The 23,274-nt window shown below is 30.2% G+C and carries 29 protein-coding genes; 4 read left to right on the forward strand and 25 right to left on the reverse strand.

What is annotated here, in order from left to right; all coding sequences use genetic code 11:
• The first annotated feature begins 67 nt into the window (after positions 1 to 67).
• From QGN23_RS01195 to QGN23_RS01205, 3 genes are read left to right on the forward strand one after another with little or no spacing between them, the layout of a single operon-like run.
• Positions 68 to 1,249: a hypothetical protein gene (locus QGN23_RS01195; RefSeq protein WP_282905219.1), complete on the forward strand. Its 1,182-nt coding sequence runs from the start codon at positions 68 to 70 to the stop codon at positions 1,247 to 1,249.
• A gap of 59 nt (positions 1,250 to 1,308) precedes the next feature.
• Entirely contained in the window at positions 1,309 to 2,049 is a 741-nt protein-coding gene (locus tag QGN23_RS01200) for a PRTRC system protein B (RefSeq protein WP_282905220.1), read from the forward strand.
• Complete coding sequence (locus tag QGN23_RS01205) at positions 2,049 to 2,855, forward strand: PRTRC system ThiF family protein (protein WP_282906418.1); 807 nt, start codon at positions 2,049 to 2,051, stop codon at positions 2,853 to 2,855. The genes QGN23_RS01200 and QGN23_RS01205 overlap by 1 nt, the downstream gene beginning before the upstream one ends.
• 436 nt (positions 2,856 to 3,291) lie before the next feature.
• Here the strand turns inward: QGN23_RS01205 and QGN23_RS01210 are convergent, their stop codons facing one another.
• The 17 genes from QGN23_RS01210 to QGN23_RS01290 form a co-directional block, all read right to left on the reverse strand.
• Positions 3,292 to 3,567: a hypothetical protein gene (locus QGN23_RS01210; RefSeq protein WP_282905221.1), complete on the reverse strand. Its 276-nt coding sequence runs from the start codon at positions 3,565 to 3,567 to the stop codon at positions 3,292 to 3,294.
• Between the two features lie 320 nt (positions 3,568 to 3,887).
• Complete coding sequence (locus tag QGN23_RS01215) at positions 3,888 to 5,192, reverse strand: HlyD family secretion protein (RefSeq protein WP_282905222.1); 1,305 nt, start codon at positions 5,190 to 5,192, stop codon at positions 3,888 to 3,890.
• The gene (locus QGN23_RS01220; protein WP_282905223.1) at positions 5,182 to 7,377 is read right to left on the reverse strand and encodes a peptidase domain-containing ABC transporter; all 2,196 of its coding nucleotides are present in this window, start codon (positions 7,375 to 7,377) and stop codon (positions 5,182 to 5,184) included. The genes QGN23_RS01215 and QGN23_RS01220 overlap by 11 nt, the downstream gene beginning before the upstream one ends.
• Positions 7,374 to 8,477 (reverse strand): grasp-with-spasm system SPASM domain peptide maturase, encoded by a 1,104-nt coding sequence (gene gwsS, locus QGN23_RS01225; RefSeq protein ID WP_282905224.1) that lies wholly within the window; start codon positions 8,475 to 8,477, stop codon positions 7,374 to 7,376. Before gwsS (QGN23_RS01225) ends, QGN23_RS01220 begins: the two co-directional genes overlap by 4 nt.
• A gap of 116 nt (positions 8,478 to 8,593) precedes the next feature.
• Entirely contained in the window at positions 8,594 to 9,586 is a 993-nt protein-coding gene (gene gwsG / locus QGN23_RS01230) for a grasp-with-spasm system ATP-grasp peptide maturase (protein WP_282905225.1), read from the reverse strand.
• A 1-nt stretch (position 9,587) separates the two neighbouring features.
• Positions 9,588 to 10,223, reverse strand: a complete 636-nt coding sequence (locus QGN23_RS01235; RefSeq protein ID WP_282905226.1) for a hypothetical protein — start codon at positions 10,221 to 10,223, stop codon at positions 9,588 to 9,590.
• A 129-nt stretch (positions 10,224 to 10,352) separates the two neighbouring features.
• Positions 10,353 to 10,523: a hypothetical protein gene (locus tag QGN23_RS01240; RefSeq protein WP_282905227.1), complete on the reverse strand. Its 171-nt coding sequence runs from the start codon at positions 10,521 to 10,523 to the stop codon at positions 10,353 to 10,355.
• A 42-nt stretch (positions 10,524 to 10,565) separates the two neighbouring features.
• Positions 10,566 to 10,730: a hypothetical protein gene (locus QGN23_RS01245; protein ID WP_282905228.1), complete on the reverse strand. Its 165-nt coding sequence runs from the start codon at positions 10,728 to 10,730 to the stop codon at positions 10,566 to 10,568.
• 251 nt (positions 10,731 to 10,981) lie between these two features.
• Positions 10,982 to 11,173 (reverse strand): cysteine peptidase family C39 domain-containing protein, encoded by a 192-nt coding sequence (locus QGN23_RS01250; protein WP_282905229.1) that lies wholly within the window; start codon positions 11,171 to 11,173, stop codon positions 10,982 to 10,984.
• The gene (gwsS, locus tag QGN23_RS01255; RefSeq protein WP_282905230.1) at positions 11,174 to 12,259 is read right to left on the reverse strand and encodes a grasp-with-spasm system SPASM domain peptide maturase; all 1,086 of its coding nucleotides are present in this window, start codon (positions 12,257 to 12,259) and stop codon (positions 11,174 to 11,176) included.
• 175 nt (positions 12,260 to 12,434) lie between these two features.
• A complete protein-coding gene (gene gwsG / locus QGN23_RS01260; protein WP_282905231.1) occupies positions 12,435 to 13,085 on the reverse strand; it encodes a grasp-with-spasm system ATP-grasp peptide maturase in 651 nt (216 codons plus the stop codon).
• Positions 13,086 to 13,103: 18 nt separating this feature from the next.
• Positions 13,104 to 14,000, reverse strand: a complete 897-nt coding sequence (locus QGN23_RS01265) for an IS3 family transposase (RefSeq protein ID WP_282905191.1) — start codon at positions 13,998 to 14,000, stop codon at positions 13,104 to 13,106.
• Positions 14,001 to 14,023: 23 nt separating this feature from the next.
• A complete protein-coding gene (locus tag QGN23_RS01270) occupies positions 14,024 to 14,290 on the reverse strand; it encodes a transposase (protein ID WP_133439681.1) in 267 nt (88 codons plus the stop codon).
• Positions 14,291 to 14,317: 27 nt separating this feature from the next.
• Positions 14,318 to 14,602, reverse strand: coding sequence for an ATP-grasp domain-containing protein (locus QGN23_RS01275; protein ID WP_282905232.1), 285 nt, complete (start codon positions 14,600 to 14,602; stop codon positions 14,318 to 14,320).
• 19 nt (positions 14,603 to 14,621) lie between these two features.
• Positions 14,622 to 15,434 carry a GLPGLI family protein gene (locus QGN23_RS01280; RefSeq protein WP_282905233.1) on the reverse strand — a complete coding sequence of 271 codons (813 nt, stop codon included), beginning with the start codon at positions 15,432 to 15,434 and terminating at the stop codon, positions 14,622 to 14,624.
• 97 nt (positions 15,435 to 15,531) lie between these two features.
• Positions 15,532 to 15,732, reverse strand: coding sequence for a TIGR04139 family peptide modification target (locus tag QGN23_RS01285; RefSeq protein ID WP_282905234.1), 201 nt, complete (start codon positions 15,730 to 15,732; stop codon positions 15,532 to 15,534).
• Positions 15,733 to 15,947: 215 nt separating this feature from the next.
• The gene (locus QGN23_RS01290) at positions 15,948 to 16,289 is read right to left on the reverse strand and encodes a hypothetical protein (RefSeq protein ID WP_282905235.1); all 342 of its coding nucleotides are present in this window, start codon (positions 16,287 to 16,289) and stop codon (positions 15,948 to 15,950) included.
• Positions 16,290 to 16,462: 173 nt separating this feature from the next.
• On the opposite strand from QGN23_RS01290, the gene QGN23_RS01295 reads away from it, so the two are divergent.
• Positions 16,463 to 17,637 (forward strand): IS3 family transposase gene (locus QGN23_RS01295; RefSeq protein WP_282905183.1). Its coding sequence is split into 2 segments (ribosomal slippage): positions 16,463 to 16,730 and positions 16,730 to 17,637, totalling 1,176 coding nucleotides; the frame shifts between segments, so codons are not numbered across the junction.
• On the opposite strand, the gene QGN23_RS01300 is transcribed toward QGN23_RS01295, so the two are convergent.
• From QGN23_RS01300 to QGN23_RS01330, 8 genes are all read right to left on the reverse strand, one after another.
• Positions 17,600 to 18,460 carry a GLPGLI family protein gene (locus QGN23_RS01300; RefSeq protein ID WP_282905236.1) on the reverse strand — a complete coding sequence of 287 codons (861 nt, stop codon included), beginning with the start codon at positions 18,458 to 18,460 and terminating at the stop codon, positions 17,600 to 17,602. The genes QGN23_RS01295 and QGN23_RS01300 overlap by 38 nt on opposite strands.
• 95 nt (positions 18,461 to 18,555) lie before the next feature.
• Positions 18,556 to 18,744, reverse strand: a complete 189-nt coding sequence (locus QGN23_RS01305; protein ID WP_133440894.1) for a bacteriocin-like protein — start codon at positions 18,742 to 18,744, stop codon at positions 18,556 to 18,558.
• A 283-nt stretch (positions 18,745 to 19,027) separates the two neighbouring features.
• The gene (locus QGN23_RS01310; RefSeq protein ID WP_282905237.1) at positions 19,028 to 19,585 is read right to left on the reverse strand and encodes a thioredoxin domain-containing protein; all 558 of its coding nucleotides are present in this window, start codon (positions 19,583 to 19,585) and stop codon (positions 19,028 to 19,030) included.
• A 4-nt stretch (positions 19,586 to 19,589) separates the two neighbouring features.
• A complete protein-coding gene (locus QGN23_RS01315) occupies positions 19,590 to 20,510 on the reverse strand; it encodes a vitamin K epoxide reductase family protein (RefSeq protein ID WP_282905238.1) in 921 nt (306 codons plus the stop codon).
• A gap of 156 nt (positions 20,511 to 20,666) precedes the next feature.
• Entirely contained in the window at positions 20,667 to 21,509 is an 843-nt protein-coding gene (locus QGN23_RS01320) for a GLPGLI family protein (protein ID WP_282905239.1), read from the reverse strand.
• 90 nt (positions 21,510 to 21,599) lie between these two features.
• Complete coding sequence (locus QGN23_RS14905; protein WP_449727702.1) at positions 21,600 to 21,779, reverse strand: bacteriocin-like protein; 180 nt, start codon at positions 21,777 to 21,779, stop codon at positions 21,600 to 21,602.
• Between the two features lie 388 nt (positions 21,780 to 22,167).
• Positions 22,168 to 22,989: a GLPGLI family protein gene (locus QGN23_RS01325; RefSeq protein ID WP_282905240.1), complete on the reverse strand. Its 822-nt coding sequence runs from the start codon at positions 22,987 to 22,989 to the stop codon at positions 22,168 to 22,170.
• A 56-nt stretch (positions 22,990 to 23,045) separates the two neighbouring features.
• The gene (locus QGN23_RS01330; RefSeq protein ID WP_282905241.1) at positions 23,046 to 23,243 is read right to left on the reverse strand and encodes a bacteriocin-like protein; all 198 of its coding nucleotides are present in this window, start codon (positions 23,241 to 23,243) and stop codon (positions 23,046 to 23,048) included.
• Between the last annotated feature and the right edge of the window lie 31 nt (positions 23,244 to 23,274).

Genomic DNA, 23,274 nt, shown 5'->3' on the forward strand with positions numbered 1-23,274 from the left:
ATAGCAATTTGCTTTAAAGCCAATCGTAATTTTCTAACAAAAATCAACAGACAACCAAAAATAAAAAATGAATGCAGCCAAAAACAATATCGGGTACAATAAAACCGCCCGAAGAAAAAAAACAGAAGCAACTTCACCGACAATTGGGAGAATTTGCAGATTGGATGAAACAGGAAAAAGACACTTCAGAAATCCAAAAAGACCAAAGGAAATCAGTTCCGATAGCGCAACTTCCAATGGTTTTCTGAAAGTTATTTTTCTGCCAAAACTGAAAGAAGATGAAACTGCAACAACTCAACAAAATGGCAAAAAAATTACCAAAACGGAAAGGGATTTTCACCAATCTCTTTCCCGATTGGCAAATCACTATGGAATAAACCCAATGCCGACAAAAGAGTTTGAATATCCTTGTAATATTGCGCTTTCACTGTTTGATACTGAAAAACAATTGAAAAGCAAAATCAAAAATTGGGATAATATTCGATTAATTCAGAAAGAGAACAAAACCTATTTCATCAGTGAAGAAAGATGCAGTACAGCCTCAACCCTTTTTTACATTCCTGTCATTCCGCTTTATAATATGCTAAAAGATAAAAAAAGAAAAAAATCAGCTCAATTACTTTTGTCTGTTTGTTCTTATTTATACCGAAATGCTGATGTTCCTTACTACCGACAAGAAAATTCTTATCTGTATTGGAATTATGAAATGCTGACTGATTGGCTTGACCAGGACGAAGAAATAGACCAAAATCATCTCTACAAGAAAGAACTTCAGCAAGCAGAAATTTTGGGTGATTTCATGGAACAGAAAATTTCGCACCGAAAAAATTTAAAAATATTTGGGAAACGGCTTGAAAAATTTAAACCTAAAGACGATTTTGATGAAAAATGCTTTCAACTTTCAAAAAAGGTATTTCAGCTTTATAACGATTACCCCGAAGAACGTTATTTCAGAAATGCTCATTTTAATAATGTTCCGAAACCGGAAAATAGGGAAGGAGAGGAAGATTATGATGAAGAAACGGTTATTTCAATGGATAAATATATTTCTTTTTTTGCTGATGATAAAGGATGGGTTTATCAAAATCTTATCGACTGTGTAAATAATGAGTTCAACGAATATTCAGAATTGCAAGAACCAATGATTTTTAAAGCTTTTAACGGAAGTGATATTAGTGAAAATAATCTTGATTTTGAAAACCGTCTGTTTGAAATTTTAATTCAACTTTCAACATTATTAGGAAGTTAATTTAAAAAAAAAATGAATGTATGTCATTAAATAAAATCAAAAAAATAAAAATTAACGATATGAAAAATGATAAAACTGAAAATGAAATCATTGATATTACTAACAATTTTGGGACACTCTATCACCCAAAATCGGCATTGGTTTTTTATCAAACTGAAAGTCCCAATTCTGAAACTTATGTGGAATATTTTGACATGGATAAATGCGGAAGCCCAGTCAACGCGCATCCTTTGACTGTGAGAGAAGCACAAAGACTTTCTAAAACTCTCAATATTCAGAATAAAAAGGATAAAGATTTTCTAAAACCGAAAGGCATTATTTCATCTAACATTTTGTTTATAGATTCTTTTGAAAATGGAAAAGTAATTTGGTTTACCAAAGAACAGGAAAGAGATCTGTTTTTTGTAAAAAACCTGAATATTCCCAACGGAAAAGCAAATGTTCCACCGTTGCTTTGGATTGCCAATAAGCAGAATTTAAAAATTTTCGCTTTGGAATGTGATGAACGTCCCGATGAAAATACGCCACTTTTCCACGCTCCATTTTTCAATGTGTATGAAAACGGAAATGTATGCATGGGAACAGTGAATGTGAAAATTAAAAACTCCGCTTCTTTAGAAGAATTTACCGAGAGTTGGGAGCATTATTTTTTCAATTCGTATTTCAGTCATTTATTACACCAAAATCCAATAAAAGGAAATTGTGTCAATCGTTGGAAAAAACAGATTGAAACAAAAGACCTTTTCCCGAAAGAAATTTTAGTAAAAAATAACAGAACATTAAAAGAATTATTGCAATGATACATTTAGAAAAACCGAAAGTTCATTTTACGAATAATGATTTGCTTAATCCTACCAATCCCGTAACGATAAATCTCATCGGAGCAGGTGGAACAGGTTCGCAGGTTCTGACAGCATTGGCAAGAATGAACCATGCTTTAACAGAACTGAATCACGCAGGATTATCCGTGAGATTATGGGATGATGATTTGATAACCGAACCCAATTTGGGAAGACAATTATTTGCAGAAAGTGAGTTGGGATTGCATAAATCCGTTGTGCTAATTAATAGAATTAATCGTTTTTTCGGAACAAATTGGAAAGCGGAAACCCGAAAATTTGAAAAAGATGATTTGGGAAGAATACAGAATAATATGCAGTCTGCAATTTATATTTCGTGTGTGGATATTGTAAAATCTCGTTTTGAAATTGCAGAAATTCTTAATGAATTAAAAGAGGGTAGGAGATTGTACAGAAATCAATGTAAATACTGGATGGATTTTGGGAATAGTCGATATTCGGGGCAGGTTCTGCTTTCAACAATCGGGAATATCAATCAACCCAATTCAGAGAAATATGAAACGGTTGCCAATCTTCCATTTGTAACCGAAGAATTTGGTGAACTTTTAAAACAATCCGAATTAGAGGACGATACGCCAAGTTGTAGTTTGGCAGAAGCATTGGAAAAACAGGATTTGTATATCAACTCAACATTGGCGCAAATGGGAAGTTCTTTACTATGGAATTTATTCCGCAACGGAATGACCGAAAACAGAGGCTTTTTCCTTAATCTGAAAAATTTTCAATCCAAACCGATTAAACTTTAAAAATCCGCCTGATGAAAATCGGGGGGCAAAAATGCAATTTCTCCCTTTGGCCGAAAACGCATTTTTGCAGAAATTGGAGCAACCACATTTCTAAAACATTCTAGGCTTTGGCTGATGATATTTTTGAAAAGAGGTTGCGAGTTTATATTTTAAAACCTTGAATTTTAGTATTCAATGTATTATTAATTCCAAAGAACTTTTATATCACGTAATTCAATATTTGATCTAATTCCTTCGATAGGACTTTTCTCAGATATCGAATTTGTTTCGAATCTGAAGAGTTTAATAAATAAAGGCTCGTCTTGTACATCTTTAAATGAGAACGTTAATTTAATTGGAACATTTAACGCTAACTCTGGATATGGTCTGCTGGATTTATATAAATCGATTTGATATTCATTTCCTTCAATATCTATTATAGAAGCGTCACCAATCGTCATTTTCTTGTTGCTTCAACAAGGAATGTAATCGCAATGCTTTTTTCGACTTTATTCCCAACAACCTTTGTTATTCTGAATGAAGAGTTTTCCTTTTCAGTATCAAGAATTGACTTATTAATATCAAGTGCTTTTCTAAGGTATTCATTTTCAGATGATAAAGTTTTGTTTGTCGATTGCAACGTTTCGTTTTCTTTCTTGAGAGATTCACAATTGGTTTGGCTGAATACAAACGATGCAAATGATATTGCCGATAAAAATAATAATTTTCTCATATTGTTCTTTTAGAATTTATTGCGTTTAATTTATTGATAGTGGGTTCGAATATACCTTAGAAAATGCTTTTGAAGATAGACAAAATATTTTTTGAATTGTAAAAGTACAATTTTTGCGGTTGCACATGAAAAATACAATCAAAAAGCTAATATATCCAATCGGGCTGCAAAAATGCAATTTCTCCCGTTGGTCGAAAACGCATTTTTACAGAAATTGATGCAACCACATTTCTAAAACATTTCTATGCTATGGCTTTGATGTTTTTGAAAAGAGGTTGCAATTTTTTATGATTTTTGTTAATTAGATGTGATGTACTTATTTAAACTTGATACCCCAACAATTTTCTAATCTGATAAAAAAACCTTTCGATCAAACGCAAATCCTGAGTTACAATTTCGGCATTACCTTTGAGTTCTTTGTCGAACGGTAATTGCTTGTTGTACGACGTTTTCAACCCTTTCGGAAGAACGACATCTACATAATAATTTCCTTTTTCATCGGGAGTTAATGAAATATTTTGAACCTTTCCTTCTACGATGCCAAATTCTTGATAACGGAAATTGTCTAATTTTATTAAAACCTTTTGTCCTTGAGCAATTTTCCCAGAATTTGCTGATGGAACCAACATTCTTCCCACAACCGCTACTTTATCTTTGGGCAAAATAGATAAAACGGCATCGCCGGATTTTATAAACTGATTTTCTCCCCAAAATTGCTGAAAGCTGGCAATCCCGTCTGTAGAAGAAATGAGTAAATAATTTTGCTCCCAATCTTTCAGTGATTTTCTCAACTGCTCAAATAATTGCAAAGTTTGCGAAGAATAAGTGATTTTGTCTTTTTCTGTATTGATGGAAGCTCCACTTTTGGTTTTATTAAGGTTAGAAATTCCTTCTTCCATTTGGGATAAAGAAATATTAATATTTTCTAAATTCTGTTGTGCCTGAAGAAATTTTATCTTTTCATTTTCCAATTCCATCGCAGCAATGACTCCTTGATTAAACAATTCCTGCGAACGCTGATAATTTTTTTTACTCAATTCATATTTTGCAAGCTCTAGATTTTTTTGTTGTCTTAACGTAGAAATTCTTCCTCTATATTCAGAAATTCCTTGATTAGCGGCTAAATTTTCTGGCGCATAAGGTTGAAGTCGTGTAAATAATTTTTCGTCCCGAAAAGCTTTTGCAAAAGTATTGTAATCACTTTGTAATTCTCCTAATTTGAATCTTGAAGTTTCATTAATAGGAAATGAGAAAATTTGATTGGGAGAAATAGAATCTACCAACTTTTTGAGTTTTAAAACATCCTGATAATTTGAAGTGGATTGCAAAACCATCAAAATCTCATTCTTTTTTACTTCTTGTTGATTTTTAATAAATATTTTTTCGATTTTAGAATTAATTCTTGCTTCTAATTTTTCTGGTGGATTCTGAGAGGTAACAATAATTGAAGCAGGAATAAATTCGGGGTATTTGATGAAATAACTCATTAAAATGATCATTCCCAAAATCACCAAAATAAGTGAATTTCCCCATCGAATCATCCAATGTGGTGGTTGCGTGAGAATATCCTGAACGTTTTCTGAGCGGAGTTCTAAATTATCTAATAGGTCTTTTTTAGTTTCCAAGTTCCAATTGATTTTTAACAAGCCGGTAATATTCTCCTTTTTTTGCCACTAACTCTGAGTGATTGCCTTCTTCCACAACTTTTCCTCTATCCAACACTACTATTTTATCGGCATGTTTTACGGTTGATAATCGGTGTGCAATTACAATAGCCGTTTTTCCTTTGAAAAATTGCTCTAAATTTTCCATAATTACCTTTTCATTATTGGCATCTAAAGCACTCGTCGCTTCATCGAAAAATATATATTCCGGAGATTTGTAAACTGCTCTTGCAATGAATAATCTTTGTCTTTGTCCACCGCTTACTCCAACTCCTTCATTGCCAATTTTTGTATTGTAACTTAATGGCAAACCTTCTACAAAATCTTTAATGTTGGCAATTTCAACCGCTTTTCGCAATTTACTTTTATCGATATAGTCTTCGCCAACGGCAATGTTTTGTGCAATCGTATCATTAAAAACATAACCTTCTTGCATAACCACTCCGCAATGATCTCGCCAAGTTCTAGGAGAAATATTTTTGAGTTTGGTATTTCCTAATTTTATTTCACCTTCGTTTGGTTCGTAAAATTTCATTAATAATTTTAGTAAGGTTGTTTTTCCGCTTCCGCTTGCTCCGACAATGGCTGTAGTTTTTTGATAAGGAATACTCAGATTCAGATTTTCAAAAACAAAAGCATCTGAACCAACGTATCGAAAGGAGAGATTTTGTACTTCAATATCTTGTTGCGGAATTTCGGAAGTATATTGTTCATCAGCATTTTCTTCATCTTCTTTATCATGTATTTCACCTAATCTTTCCAAAGAAATTTTGGCATCCTGTGTTTGCTTAATAAAATCAATCAGCTGCATTAAAGGACTGTTCAACTGCCCAATAATGTATTGTACGGAAAGCATCATTCCCAAAGTAAGATTTCCTTCCAAAACCAATTTTGCGGAAAGAAAACTCACCAAAATATCTTTAATTTGGTTGATGAAATTTCCACCAACAGATTGCCATTGCTCTAATGAAAGGGATTTTATTTGAATTTTAAATAATTTAACCTGCAAAAACTCCCAACCCCAACGTTTCTGTTTTTCGGCATTGTGCATTTTTATTTCCTGCATTCCATTAATCAATTCAATGACTTTACTTTGTTCTTGGGAAACTTGGGAAAACCTTTTGTAGTCGAGTTCTTTTCTTTTTTTGAGAAAAAAAGTAATCCAAACAACATATAAAACCGCACCGATTAAGTAAACTAAAAATAATCTGTAATCATAAAACAGCAATACAATACTGAAAATAATCAAATTGACTAGCGAAAATAAAGTATTGAGTGAAGAATTGGTTAAGAGTTGTTCAATCCTGTGATGGTCGTTAATACGCTGCATAATATCTCCCGTCATTCTGGTATCGAAGAAACTGATGGGAAGTTTCATCAGCTTGATAAAGAAATCGGAGATAATGGAGATATTGATTCTTGTAGAGAGATGGAGCAAAATCCAGCTTCGGATGACTTCGATGCCCATTCTTCCGAGAAAAAGCATTACTTGTGCGAGCAAAACCAAATAAATAAAATTCAAATCTTGGTTTTGAATTCCCACATCTACAATACTTTGAGTAAGGAACGGAAGTATCAGCGACATTAAACTTCCTGCCAATAAACCGATTGCCAACTGAAAAACAAGAGATTTATATTTAAAAAGATATCTGGAAAGAAAAGAAAAACTGGCTTTGCTTTCCTGCTCATCAAATTCATTTTTGAAAAAAGAAGGAGTTGTTTCTAATAAAAGTGCAATTCCTTCTTCAGTATTTTCTGTTGCATTTTCGCCAATCCAAGATTTAATGAATTCTTCTTTTTCGTAGGTGATTAAGCCATAGCTTGGATCGGAAATATAAACTTTTTCTGTTTTATCAATTTTATATACTACAACAAAATGTTGCTTGTTCCAATGGACAATACAAGGAAGTGGAACCTCTTCTACCAAAGTGTTGAAATCTACCTGAACACCCAAACTTCGGAAACCCAAATTTTCTGCGGCATCGCTTAAACCAAGTAAAGAACTTCCTTCTCTTGTGGTTTCTGAAAGGTTGCGGATTTGTTGTAATGGGATGGTTTTACCGTAAAATTTGCTTACTATTCGTAAACAAGTGGGACCACAGTCTTTGGCATCGGGCTGTTTGTAGAAAGGAAAATTTTTCTTCATTTATTTTTCACTAAATCCTCCATCTCATAAAAATTGATGGCTTTTTCTTTTAAAGGATTTTTACTCCATTCTTCCCATTTACCTGTATATGGATCGTAGCCGCATTTTAAAGGTTTGGAAACATCTAATCCTTCTTCGTTTGTGTGTGTTCTTTCTGTGTAAGCACGACAATCTGTACAGATATAACGAAACTCACAATCTTTACAAACTTCTATTTCATCTTTTGTAACGTTCCAATATTTTTTAAAATCTTTTTGATTGAGAGCTTCTTTTAAAGTGGTGTTTTTTATGTTGCCAAAACTTTGCGACATTGAGGGACAGTTTTTTATGTTGCCATCAATATCTATTGCTATTTTTTTGTGAAGACAGGAGTTGTGGAAATTAGATTCAGTAAAGCACCTAATATCTGTTGAAAAATTAAATTCAGAAATATGACCACAATTTTCTTTTGACAAATAATTGGAACTAAGCGAAATAACAGGGAAAGATTGACAGTTTATATTATTTAAATCATCTAAACCACATATATAAACATCCCTTATTCTTTTATATTTCACCGCTAAAATTGAAAAAAAATCATCAGAAAAATTGAAATTATTTAAAATTAGTCTTAAAGATCTTATTCCTGTGTTATTAAATAAAGAAAGAATATCATCAAATCTTTTTTCAAAAGAATCATTATGAAATCTCAATTCTACTGATTCACATCTTAGATTATCCAATTCATCAATTTTTTCAATCAAATGTCTTATTACGGTGACATTATTAACTTCTATAACCGAATTTGTAATTACACTTGGTGTATCAAAACTAATATCTAATAAAGGAAAACGTTTATGCAATGAATCATCCATAAAAATAAACTCGTGTTCTACCAAAAAATCTATATATGAGTTAAAAATTTCGATTTCTGACTCGTCCGTATAATTTCCTTTTAGTTTTGTTAGATTACGTTCTTTGTCTAGATTAATTAATATGTCAAAAAGACTATTGGGAATAGGTTCCCAGTTTCGACGTTGTATATCACATATGATACTTTGCTTTACACCTTTAATGGGGATGCAGCATGAATATAAATATAGAAAATTATTGATTCTCATTTGTAATTTCAAATTTACTTATAGGTTTGTAAAAAATCAGACTAAAAGTTTCTGCTGTTTTATGACGGTCTGACTTTATTATAAATGCTTTTCCTCCACTAATAGGTTTAAGATTTTCAAGCATTATACTTTTTTTTGCTTTTTGTTTCTTCATTATCAAGAGTTATTAATTTTTTTGCAATTTCTTTTTCAATATAATAGTTACATGGCAATGATACCATCCCAAATTGACCAAGAGGGTTAACTTCTAAAAAATACAATTCATTCTTTTCAGATACTATAAAATCTAATGAGCCTGTTTCTAAATCGCATCTTTTCATAAAATCCCGGATCATATATTCTTCCTCTTTTGTCAATGAATAAGAAACATTTCTATTAGGCAAAATATTATCATATTGTCTAAAGTCAACCTCTGTTTTTTTATTGTTAGTAGAAAAAATAGCCATTGGATAACAATTTCCTTTGTCGAAAAAAATTCTTAGTTCATATTTTTTTATAATTTCTTCTTGAAATAAAGAAGGAAAGAATATATTTGGTAAAGACTCTAAATATTTTTCATCAATTCTACTCGTAAAAGGAGCAACTAGTTTACTTTCCTTCTTATCAAAGAAAGAATCAATATCACTAATTGGTTTAGTGATGATAGATTTATTTCGTTGAAAAAAGATTAATAATTCTAATTTGTTACTAGTAATTAATGTATTAGGTATATTAAATCCCGACTCCTTGGCTTTAATTAGTTGTTGAGATTTGCATATATAATCATGAAAATAACTATGTTTATTGTACCAATTTTTATCATCTAAATATGAAAAAAAATATTGAGACATAGCATAAAATTCATTTACTAAAAATTTGTGCTTGCTTGTATCGTTATGAAACATATTTTTTGAATGATACCATCTTCTGAACCAAATAATATTTATATCTTCAAATTTTAAAGATGGTAGCTCAACTGAAAAATCATCATTTGATAAATGAATATCGGCTTTCTCATCTAATAAATCCAATCCGTTCAATCTCTGAACATTTCCTCCTAGGTGATTAATCCAATCGTGTATTAGATCTGTAGTAAATTCCCACTCACTCTGACTTATCAACAATATCATACTACTTAACTTTACTCATTTTACATATATCTCCGTTTAATAAATGATATTCTGCATAAATCAACACTTTCTTTTTGAAATAGAAAATAGCATTTGTATTTATGATGTCAGAATTCGTTTTTGCTGTTACTTCAGTACAGCGATAAGTGATATTATTAATTGTTATTTTCACTTTATAATTTGTTATTTCATATGTATTATTTAAAGTAATGTCCCCAATCCAATTTTTCCACTTACTATCAGACCATGAATCACTTATTTCCAAACTCCATTTCCATTTATTTTTGTTAAACATTAGATAAGGATAAGGAGCGAGTTCTAACAATCGAAGGTATTCACCATCACGAGGAGGATGCATCCAAAATTCTTTTTGAGAATTTACAAAGCCGGTTTGTTCAAATATTTTTGCATCCTTACATTTAGATAAATCATTACAGATATAATATCGCAAAGGATCTTGTCCGGGTATAATATACTCTAAATTGTGTAGAAAGTCAGCTCTTATATATTTTGGTATATCATTAAACTCTGCATGAATCTTGCGATTGGTGGAATCTATACTAATTTCATATGTAACGCTCTGACATTTATAAGTAAGAAAAAAAAGAAAAAAAAGAAAATTTATAACTGTTTTCATGATAGTATTTAAAAAAATAAAGTCATCTTATTGCTAGGTAAATGTAAATTTCGAACTTTGGCAATTTTGGATTTTTTTTTGAAAATCCGTCTCAATAAAGAGACGGATTGGTTTTTTACGATTAAATATTTATTTATCTTTGTCAGAATGACTATCGCTGCAGTCAGCAATATTTGGAGAGCCTGTATCAGTACATCCAGTTTGGTACACAGTAAAATCGGGAGCCATTAATGCTCCTATGATTGTATTTAAGTTTTTCTTTTTAAGCTCTTTAGGTCTTAGATTTTCTAATTTTTTCATAATAGTCTATTAAAAATTGATTAAATAGTTGTTTAAATTATATCATTTGTCTTTTTTACAATCATCACAGTCTATTGATTGCCCACCACTACTAGTACTGCATTGCGTATTGTATACTGTGTAATCAGGAGCCATTAATGCTCCTAATACTTTCGCCAAACTTTTTTTGTTTATCGTTTTTGACTTTAGTTTTTCTAATTTTTTCATAATAAAAATGTTTGAAATTATTTTGTGTCATTATTGACATTTCAAACTTAAAATTAATACTTGAAGAAAAGATAAAAAGTATATCGAAATTGATAAATCTTGGGATATAAATTATTTACATATCTGATATTTAATGTTTTGTAAAATCCGGTGTTAAAAGATTTATAAATTGAAATAGTGAAAACCAAGCTCAGAAAATTTATTAATTTTCTTGCATTTAAGTTTTAAATTCTTGTATTGTAATCAAATTTCTAAATCCTAAATTTTATGCAGTGTCGTTTAAACCTAAAAAGGATGTTTCCTTTTCTTGTTGTTTCAGATAGATTTCGTATTTCTTGAAGCGAGTTTGTTTTACCATAAAATTTGCTTATTATGCGTAAGCAAGTGGGATCGAAATCTTTGGCATCTGGTTGTTTGTAGAAAGGGAAGGTTTTAATTTTCATTTATTTTTTTACCAAATTTTGCATACCGTAGAAATTGATTGCTTTTTCTTTTAATGGATTGGTGCTCCATTCTTCCCATTCTCCTGTGTAAGGATCATAACCACATTTTAATGGCTTTGAAGTATCTAAACCTTCTTTGTTTTCATGTGTTCTTTCGGTATAAGCTCTGCAATCTGTACAGATATATCGAAACTCGCAATCTTTACAGACTTCAATGTTGTCTTTGGTGAGGTTCCAGTATTTTTTGAAGTCTTTGTGTTTTAGGGCTTCTTCCAATGTGGTGTCTTTTATGTTGCCAAAACTTTGTGGCATTGCAGGGCAGTTTTTAATGTTACCTTCAATATCAATCCCAATTTTTTTGTGTAGGCAGGAGTTATGATTGATAGCTTCCAAAACTTTCGGAAGGTTGGTGTTAAAATATTTTAAATCCACTTTACCGCAAGAGGTTATTTTTATATTTTCTTGTACAAAATTTATAACAAACCGAAATTCATCCTTTACTTTAAAAGGGTGTTTGGTACAATTGTGAAAAACAAGATTATAAATCCTCTGTGTGTTAAGATTTAAGTTTTGTATAAATTCTTTATTTATTTGCGAATGGAACGGTGAAAAAATTTCTATACCTGCTAAAACAGAAGTAGTAAAATATTCATCAATTTTTACAAAATCTTCGATAAAAAAATGTTTTGTACTAAAAATAACCAAATGTTTTATTCCTAAGTTTTCTATTGAAGATATCAGTCTTTCCAACACAGAAATTTCATTTAGTTCTATGAAAATATTTGATATTTTAGTGTAGTCTTGATAATCTATAGAGAGAGGAGGGAAATTTTTATCCCAATCATTTTCTGTAATAAAGCCGTACTCTTTTTCTAATAGAAAATCCAAATATTCCTGCATTATTATCTTGGAATCCGCATCATAAAACTTGAAAACCGCTTCAATGGTATTGGTTTTCAATTCTTCAATCAAATACGAAAATTCCAAAGGCATTATTTCTGAGACATTTCTTTGTAAATCAGAAATTAAAACTCTGCTTATGCCTTTTACAATCTGAATATTACTGAAAAGATTGAAATAAGTCATAGTAATCTTATAAGCGATTTATTTGGTGCTTCTCTAACATAAAAATCAGTTTGATATTTGTTACATTTAATATAATATAAAACATCATTTTGTAAATTACCTGTATCACGTGGTTTAAGTATTTCCAGATATTTTAATGAGAGTGGTATTTTATTCTTTTCTTTTACTTTGATTTTCATAAATAATTAGCAATAATATTTTCTAGATTATAATTACAAATAGCTGAATGCCCTGTAAATTGACCAATTGGATTAATCTCTAAGAAATAAAAATCTTCTCCTTTTTTCAAAAAATCTATAGATCCGCAATTTAAATCAAGTATTTCCATTAAAACCTTTATTTTTTTCTCCACTTCATTTGGAAGATTATATGGAACATTTCTGTTTGGTTTTAAGTGGTTATAATGTCTATGATCTATTCTAGTTTTTTTATCATTTTGTGAAATAATGGCAGTTGACCAACATTTTCCATTCAAATAAAATGTACGAATTTCAAAATCTTTATCTATATATTCTTGAAAAAAGGTAATGAAGAAAGGCTCTTTTTCTTTGATACGTACTACACTAGTATATATAGCAGCATCTGTTTCTTTTTCAAATTTTTGTAGTATTGCATTACCAGCTATAGATTTTATTATAGTTTTATTTAAAACCACATCATCAGTATTGTCACTTAAGTAATAATTGGGAACTTGCAAACCAACTTTTTTTGCGGTTTCTAAAACAACTAATTTATTAACTGCACTAGAACTTATCTTATTGACATGTTTTTTCGTCTCTAGTGTTTTAATTACATAATCTACAATCCAATGTTGTGTTTCCATCATATTGTAATCTTCCCTTGTTTAGGCACACTCAAAAGTAGAGTTTTTTGTTAATATTTTATTGTTGTCGTTGTTGAAATTTTGTTGGAATGTGGGAAACTCATTTGCGCTATTTTGATTGAGTTTTCCATATTTCAATAAAAAATCCCGTGGTGTAAGGTATTGTAACGCACTATGCGGTCTCTCATTATTGTACATCCACATCCATATTTCTGCATAATTTCTCATTTGTTTGATGTTCTCAAAGTGGTAAACACTTAAAAACTCTGTCCGGAATGTTCTGTTAAATCTCTCAATCAATGAGTTTTGTGTAGGTTTCCCTGGTTGAATAAAGCTTAGTTCGATATTCTCTTTGTTGCAATAATCTTTCATTTTTTCTGCAATAAATTCCGGTCCGTTGTCCACTCTTATTTTTTCAGGTTTTCCCCGCCATTCAATTAATTGTTCCAATTGCGAGATTACTTTTGCAGAGGGCAAGCTGCTGTCAATAGTGATGTTTAAAATCTCTCTGTTAAAATCGTCAATGATATTAAGGGTTCTCACGCTTTTGCCATTTTCCAAACTGTCGTGCATAAAATCCATGCTCCAAGTAACGTTCGGATAGATGGGGCGAACCAGTGGTTGTTTTATCCGTGCTGGAAGCCGCTTTTTCCTTTTACTTCGCAAATTTAATCTCATCGACTTATAAATCCGATAAACCCTTTTGTGATTCCATCCAAAGCCTAAGTTTTTCAACCGATTGTGCATCATCCAAAAGCCCCACGTTTGATTAGAATCTGCAAGTAAAATAAGTTCTGCACGGATCTCATCATCTGAACTTTTAAATACCTGACGATAATAATAAACTGAACTTCTTAAACTGAACACTTTGCACGCCTTGCGCAAACTCATGTTATGGATTTCTTTCGAATAATCCACCAACTCACGCTTCTCACAAGGCGTTAGAGCTTTTTTTCGATCACATCTTTTAAGACGACAATCTCCAAAGTTTGCTCAGCTACGATCTTTTTATATTGCGAAAGTTGCTTTTCCATCTCTTTCATTTTTGAAAGTTGCTGAACATCCAATCCACCATATTTGCTCTTCCACTTGTAAAAGGTTGGCTGGCTAATTCCATGCTCCCGGCAAATCTCATTTACCGTTTTTCCCTGATTTTGTTCAGATAATATCTTGATGATCTGAACTTCTGAAAATTTACTGTTTTTCATAGTCTTTCAAATTTAAAAACTATATTTTTAAATGATCCTATTTTTGGGGAAGATTACAATATGAGTATTAATTGAAGCATTTTTATATTCTAATCTTAAAAATTTCAGTCCTCCTCTTCTATACCAAACGCTATCAATTTCATCGATGAAAAATTCATTTCTATCACTTTTAAGCAGTATTCTTCTTTTATGTATTCTTACATCAAATATCTCATCTTCGTGAACTCTCAAATAAGGTTTTTCATATAAAATAAGCCATTTTATAATTTCATTAGTCGTATAATCATCATTTTTAGAAAAAATCAATATCATAATAAAAAATAAATAATTTTTACTTATTATAATCTATCTTGTAATTTAATTCAATAGGGTTATTCTTCTCAAGTATCCTATTTCGAATTTCACCTATCTTTTTTTTAAAATCTATTCTAATAACTTGTCCATTCTCGTCATATTGGATTATATCAGATTTATTGACGTTTGAAAAAGGATCTGAATAAAAATCTTTTTGGAGTTTTTGAAATTTTTCCCACGTAATCAAACTTTGAGATTTAGCGATATATAGATTCTTCCATTCAAATTTTTTAATTTGTCCCAATTGAAAAAAATAATCTTTGGTAATATCATGAATTTCAACAATTAATCCTGGCAAACCATGAAATATATAAGGACCATCTTGTATTGGAATTTCGTTGGTAAACCACGCTTCCCATACTCTTCCACCATATTCTGTAGTTGCTTTTTGACAATTATAAATTTGAATAACCTTTCTTTCTTCAGATACTTTCCAACTCAATTTTTCAATTATTGGAATAGTATAAACTCCATTGATTATAATTGGAACAAACACATATTTAAGAACTTTATTTTCTCCAATATTTTTATAAACATAGAGTTGCTTGTTATTATATTGCAGATCAACTCCTCCTAGAAGTCCTTTTACTGCTAATGAATCAGAAGACCTTAATTGCTCCGATCGAAAGACAGATTCACCATGCATAACATCAAGATAAAAGACAATATTTTCAACTTTATCGTTGTTTGTTTTGTAGTTTAGTTGATAAATGAATGAAGTAGACTGCCCATGAAAACTTTGAATTTGAGCGATAGTAAAAAAAATGATAAAAAAAATATGGTATATCATTATTTGTAGGATGATTACAGTCAATTTAATATTAATATGATTTTAATTTAGTATCACAAACTGCACAAATTTGAGCAGTTTGTGATTAAATTAGAAACTAACCTGTAGTTAGATAAAATGAAAACAAAAAATTCCCATCATCATCAAAAACTCTAGCTTCCGAAGTGTTAGCACCCATTTCACCTGAGGAAACATTGAATCTAGAACCTGCTACCATTCCTCCTTTTACTGAATTCAAATCCTCCAGTTTCTTGTTCTCTAATGAAGAAAATTTCTTCATACCAGTTAATTTTTTCATACTAAAAATGTTTTAAAATATTTTGCCATTATTGACATTTCAAACTTAAAATTAATATTTGAAGAAAAGATAAAAAGGATATCGAAATTGATAAATCTTGGGATATAAATTATTTATATATCTGATATTTAATGTTTTGTAAAATAGGGTGTTGAAAGATTTATAAATTGAAATAGTGAAAAGCAAGCTCAGGAAATTTATTAATTTTCTTGTATTTAAGTTTTAAATTCTTGTACTGTAATCAAATTTCTAAATCCTAAATTTTTTACAGTGTCGTTTAAACCTAAAAAGGATGCTTCCTTTTCTTGTTGTTTCGGATCGATTTCGTATTTCTTTATTAGCGAGTCAGATTCTCTGCGTGTTTCCGTTCGGAAAATTGATTTCCCATGTAAAATATCGAGCTTGTATTGCTGCTTTTTTATTTTGTCTTTTTGAACCGGATTGGGTTTGTAAATAAGTTCATAGGAAATGCTAGAACTTTGCGCAGTCTCATTAACACTGTAGCAAAAAAACATCAACCATAATATTAAATGGAAGTAATTTCGTTTCCGTTTCATTTTTTAAATATAAAAAAAGCTCCCCATATTTAATAGTGTTATGGAAAATATGTTTTCAATAATGTACAGTTTATAAAAAAATCATTTTAATAAATCAATTTCTAAAATATTATTATTGGATATACTAATTTAGCGTCCAGTAAAAGTTAAGCATAAAACCTTAATTTTAACATATGAAACGAGAGAGAAAAATCTACGATCCAGCTTTTAAAACAAAAGCAGTGCAACTAAGTAACGAGAGGAGTAATGTCTCGGAACTCGCACGAGAACTTGGAATCCAAGTCACATTGCTTTATAAATGGCGCAAAGAATATGAAGAATTTGGAGAAGGAAGCTTTCCTGGGAAAGGAAATTTAAAACTAACACCGGAGCAGGAAAGAATCCATGAACTGGAGAAAAAGCTCAAGGATGCAGAGCTGGAACGGGATATATTAAAAAAAGCAATCGGCATTTTTTCCAAGAGCGGTCGATGAAATATGAGTTCATTAAAAATCATGAATTCCTATTTCCGATTGAAAAAATGTGCGTGGTTTTGGAAGTTGGTTCCAGCGGTTACTTCAAATGGAAAAGTAAGCCAATCTCCGCTAGATTGCTTTTGAAAGAAAAAATAAATCACCACATAAGTTTAATTTATTTTGCCTCAAAACAGCGTTATGGAAGCCCACGGATTACTTTTGAATTGAACGCATTGGGTTACAAAATATCAAGAATAACAGTTGCTAAATACATGAAAGAACTGGGTTTGAGAAGCAAATTAAGTAAGAAGTTTAAAGTTACAACCAACTCAAAACACAATTATTTGGTGGTGCAAAATGTGTTGAATAGGAATTTTAGGCCTACCAATGCATCCCAAACTTGGGTATCTGACATCACTTATATTCAAACCAAGGAAGGTTTTTTATACCTCACGACTGTTATAGACTTGTACGACCGAAAAATAATTGGCTGGAGCTTAAGCGATGGAATGAGTACCGAAGAAACAAGTCTTGCAGCATGGAAAATGGCAATAAAAAACAGAACGGTTCAAAAAGGATTAATTTTTCATTCAGATAGAGGTGTTCAGTATGCAAGCAAGAAATTCGCTAATACAATTGAGTTCTATGGCGTAATAAGAAGTATGAGCAGGAAAGGAAATTGTTGGGACAATGCGGTGGCGGAGAGCTTTTTTAAGTCATTGAAAACCGAGCTGATTTATGGCAACAAACTTATCTCAAAAGAAAAAATGGAGTTAGAAATCTTTGAATACATTGAAATTTGGTACAACAAAAAAAGACGTCACGGTACACTAAATTTTAAAACAATAGAAGAGTTTAATAATCAAAACAAAATTTATCAAAATGTAGCTTAACTTTAACTGGAAATTTTATTTGCATATCCATATCTTTTTTTAATTTATCTTTTTCTTTCTTAGAAATTTCTAACCAAAGTTCAGTTCCTGTTTTCATATTCCCATTACGATCAACTTGATCTGGAATGCTTCCCAACAAATCTGCTGCTGGATTATCGCGGTATTCTTTAAACTTCCTTTTAAACATTTTATAGTCTATCGTCGGTAAGTCTTTTAAACTCACTGAGGTTGGATAGACAAAGTTTTCAGTTGAATTTTTCACTCCTATTAATTCAAATTCATGTTGGTAGTTTTCATCTTCAACTTTTACAATAAGTCCAGGTAATCCACGAAACTTGTAGGGTCCATCGGTAAAAGGAATATCTCTTGTAAAATAAGCGATCCATTTCCTACCTCCAAAAGTGGTTGTTGCCTTCTGAACTTTATACCCTAGTATTTCAGCAAATTCTGATTCTAATTTCCATTTAATTTCTCTATCATCTTTTAATACATATGGCGATACTCCTAAAGTAAGCTTATGATCAATTGTTTTATCATTTCGATATTTAAGAATTCTGTACGTCGTAATATATTCACTTTGAGTATATCGGGGATCATTGTCTCCCTTAATTCTTCTATCTAAAAGTGTGGAATCAATTTTCATTTTTTCTAAACTATAAAACTCCGATCGATTTTTATTAATGTTTAAAATCATTAGTTGAGAAACCTTATTTTCTGTTGATGTAGAATCTGGTATAAATTGGTATTGGTAAGTGAAAATTTGACTTTGACCAAAAGCTTGATTAAATAAAAAAATAGAAATAAAAATTACAATTATTTTCATGAGTCTAATTAATAATTAGTTTAAAAAAAAAAATTAAAGACTGAACACTAGTTGTGTATAGTCTTTTGATGTTAATAGTAACATGGAAGATTTCATTAATCACAAGTACCATTTTGTCCGCAGTAGTAGAGTCCACCGCCACTATGATAACAACATCTTCTCCCTTCTGCACACCAAGTTGGACCGCACTTCTCTAATTCACCACCATCAAAGGACTCTTCTAAATTATGTCCTGCCTTTAAGCTTTGCAATTCCTTTCTTGTAAGTTTTTTTAAATTTTTCATAATAAAATTTTCTTAATTATTTGCCATTATTGACAGTTCAAACATAAAAATAATACTTGAAGAAAGATGAAAATGCATATCGAAATTGATAAATATTGGGATATAAATCATTTATATATCTGATATTTAGTATTTTGTAAAACACGATTTTAAAAGATTTATAAATTGAAATAGTGAAAATCCGAATCAAAAACATAATAAATTTTCTGGTGTATTGTAAAGAGCTGCCTTCTCCTGTGGGTACATATTGAACGGTTCCGAATTTGATGCAAGGGAACGTGTTTCATTTCAAAATATCTTCGTCTTCCAACAATTCATCAATAAAATAGAATATATCTTCCCGCTCGTATTTATCGGGAAAATGATAACCATTTATTAAAAACATCGGGGTAAAATTCAACCCGTGGATAAAATTCTCTTTTCCAATCTTTTCAAGCTCCTCCAGATTAGTATAATTCGAAGAAGAGTCTTTTTCATTGAATTGTTTCTCATCTTTATTTTCAAACCAAAAACGCAGTGATTTTAAAAATTCAAAATTTCCTTTTATTTCATAAATATTTTTTAAAGAACCAATAAGTTGCGTTAATTTTTCATCTTCTTTCTCTGAAGAAAAATTAAACCTAATTTGTAAAGAGATTTGATTTGGGTAATTTTTCAAGAGTTTTTCTGAAATTTCATGGGCATTTTTACAAAAGCCACAATACGGATTGGATACCAAAGAAATATGTAATTTAGCATCTGGATTTCCTAAGAAAAAACCATTGTTATTATTTTCAAAATTTATATTATCCTTAGATATAAGCTCTCTTTTGAAAACCTCATAATTTCTTTTGAATTTCAAATTTTTAATGTCCGATTTTCTGTATTTTTCTTTTTGCTTGGTTAAAAACTACAAAGGTAAATAGCGGTATAAAAAATAATTTTGTTGAAATTTCGTTACCGAAAAATAATGATGAAACTAAAATTTGCCCTGCTAAAAGAGAAATAATCAACAGACATACTTTGCATAAAGTTTTCTCTATGAAAATCTGTATAAAAAATGAATAACAAATGACCAAAACCGATGTATAAGACAATAATTTTAATATTCCTTCGGTTACAGGTAAAAACAAACCAATTACAAGAACGGAAATAAAATATACCAAACTGAAATCCGCAAGTTTTAGTCCTATAATATTGATTTTATCATTTTCTATAATGGAGTTGCAATCTGCTTTTTGCTGATTTGATGTAATACCTCCGCAAATCCCTGCAATTATAGAAGATTCTTTCCCGAATTTTTTATTGAATAGTTCTAAAGAAATATAAATCCCTATGATGGAAAACACATTGAAAAGTGCAGATTGCCAATTCATAAAAAGTACCGAGTACAGAAAAATTATACTGAATATTGGATATATAAAATACGAAAATTTCAAATTGTTTTTTGCCTCACTTTCTTGTATTTCTTCAAAAAGCAGTACAAAATCTGTGGTGTTTTTGTACAAATCTTCTTTTGAAATATTTTTTACGTCATCTGAAAATAATTTAAAATTTTGTTTTTCTTTTTTAATTAATGAAAAATCGTTATTATATATTGTGATAAACTCTTTTGGCAATTCTTCCCAATATTTTTTCTCTAACTCATAAGCGTCATTTTTAATACCTAAAAAGTTAAGGGTATCACTAAAAGCCAAAGCCGATGGATAATTAGGGTGAGATTTAAATTGGAAAGAGAATTCAGGTTTATCAAGTTTAAAATGGTTCAATAGTTTATCAAAATTCATTTCTATATTATTTTATGATTCACTTCAAAAGAGCTGTATTGTCTATTGTTTTTAAACAAACATTAAATATATCACTAAAAAAATGTACATGAAGAGTTTGGATGGAATCGGAATTCTTAGTTATTGAAGTGTAAATTATTATAAGATTTTGGAGTATCATTTATAAAGTGTTAAATCTATAAAATTATTATTTTGTTGCAATTGTTTCTCTGCATATTTTTGTTCTTCTCTTTTCTGTTGCCTCATATCTACTTCATTACCATTTTCATCGAGTCGCTTTCCACTTAAAAGATTGGGGTTCATTAACATAAATTGTTCAGTTCCCCCAATTGGATTTTTTCTAAATTCGTTCCATTTTTTGATGAATTGTAATTCTTGTATTTCTAGTGGTATGAAATAAGGTCTATTAACCAAGTTTGTTGTTGTATTGGCGGTTTTATAATTCTCAACCAATAAAAATGAATGATGATTTTTTAAATCATACATCTGTATTATTAGACCCGGAAGATTACCAAAAATATATGGTCCATCTTGGATAGGAATTTCCGCAGTAAACCAAGCTTCCCATTTACGATTTCCGAAATATGTAATGGCCTTTTGACAATTATAACCTTGGATTTTTTTTGTTTCATTTAATAATTTCCAAGAAATATTTATTTTTCTCACTACTTTAAAAGGTTGAATGCCTATATTTTCAATTGTATAGGTAAGTTTTTTACTTTTATAAGCTTTATTTTTAAACTTTCCATCGGGGAGATTAATAGATGATTGACTTTGATTATTTTCAATTGCGGAAACAATAGCAGAATCTCTTCTTGCAACAATATCGCTTAAAAACTCTGAATGATCTTTAAAAACTTCGAGTCTTGTATTCTCAGTAATAATACTATCTACTTTGGTTGAATCGGGCACAAATTGATATGAATAAATAAACCTATGGGTCTGTGCCAACAATGAAAATGGCAACAGAATGAAAAATATGAAAAATAATTTTTGCATTTTAATTAAATTCTATTTTAGAATTGTTATATAATTATTAATATTATGGTCTTACTTTAATTTAGACCATAATATTGAAAGAAATGAAAGTTAAAACCCTTGGCGAGGGCAAGAACAGCAATCCCAATGTGGAGTACCTGGCGTGAAATTATTATAGATTGCTCCACATGCACATCCGTGACCAGATTCACACCCACCCGATTCTGGTGCCAATTTTCCTCCAGAAATACTTTTCAATTCCCCTCTCGAAAGTTTTTTTAGATTTTTCATAATAAAAATATTTAGTTATTCGTCATTATTGACATTTCAAACTTAAAATTATTACCTGAAGAAAAAATAAAAAGTATGTCGAAATTGATAAATCTTGGGAAATATGTTATCTATTTGTTTAACTTACATTGTTTTGTAAAATGAGAGCGATATTAATTATAAAGCTTTTAATAGTTATCTATTGATAAGATTGTTATTTCTGTTAAATCTTTTCCATATTTTCTTCTAATTTGCACATTATTATTACACCCGTAAATTGAGAGTATCGCTAAATGCTAGAGCGGTAGGGTAATTTGGATGAGATTGGAATTGCAAATGGAATTCGGCTTTGTCTAAATTTAGAAAATTAATAAGATAGTCAATCTTCATAGAAAAATTTTATAAGAATTTATTTATATTTAATAGCATTCGATAATTCAATCGGATTATTATATCTTTTTATATTATTTTGTTGCAATTTCCTAACTTCATCTAATTCTTTTACGGTTTTTATTTGTCGTCCAAAAATGCCTAAGGTCCAATCTCCAGTTTTGCCTCTGTACTCTGCGAAAGGATTATAATACGCATTTTTTAAAAGTTTTATATACTTTTCAAATGATATTTGAATTGGCTTTTTTCCGAAATTAGTTTCTACAATACGTTCTGTATCATATTCTATTGGAATTTTAAAATTTTTAATAATCTTAAATTTATAATTTCCTTTGATATCATAAATTTCGAATATTAGTCCCGGCAAATTGCCGAATTTATAGGGTCCATAATTTAGAGGTATATCAGATGAAAACCACGCAATCCAATGCCTGCCTTTATAATACGTTTGCGCTTTTTGTAATTTAAAATCTCCTTCGGTTTTAAAATCTCGATCAATTGTCCAATTTATTTTTTCAGTGGAAGGGTAAACAAAGTAGTCTGTACCGATAAAAATATAATTTTCAAAAAAATCTGATCTTTTCTTTTTAGTTACAATCAAATCAAAAGGGCTTGTAGATGACATTTTGTTGTTTTTCGATTTTAAATTCATTGAATCAAGATCAATAAAATTATATGGATAAAATTTTATACTTTCTTGATTGATATCAAGAACGGCATTAATTTTAAATTTATTTTCGCTAGTTGAATCTCTTTTATATTCAATTTTATAAACAAAACGGTGCGTTTGGCTTTCAACAAAATGAAAAATAAAAAAAATAAATAATATATAATATTTCATCTTAAAAATTTAAATAAGGTTTTTGCCAAAGGCAGAAACCTTTAGAAAGGTGTGAATTAACCACACATTACAGTTGAGTTATCGGGTCCGTCACATCCTACCCAAGCGCCATTAGACACACTACACCCTGCTGTGCATCCAATTGAAATTGTGCTTCCGTTTGGACAAATGGTTGCACATCCACTTTCTGGAGCCAATTTTCCTCCAGAAATACTTTTCAAATCTTCTCTCGAAAGTTTTTTGAGATTTTTCATAATAAAAATGTTTTATTTATTTGTCATTATT

It is taken from the genome of Chryseobacterium gotjawalense, assembly GCF_030012525.1.
Classification (GTDB): Bacteria; Bacteroidota; Bacteroidia; order Flavobacteriales; family Weeksellaceae; genus Kaistella; species Kaistella gotjawalense.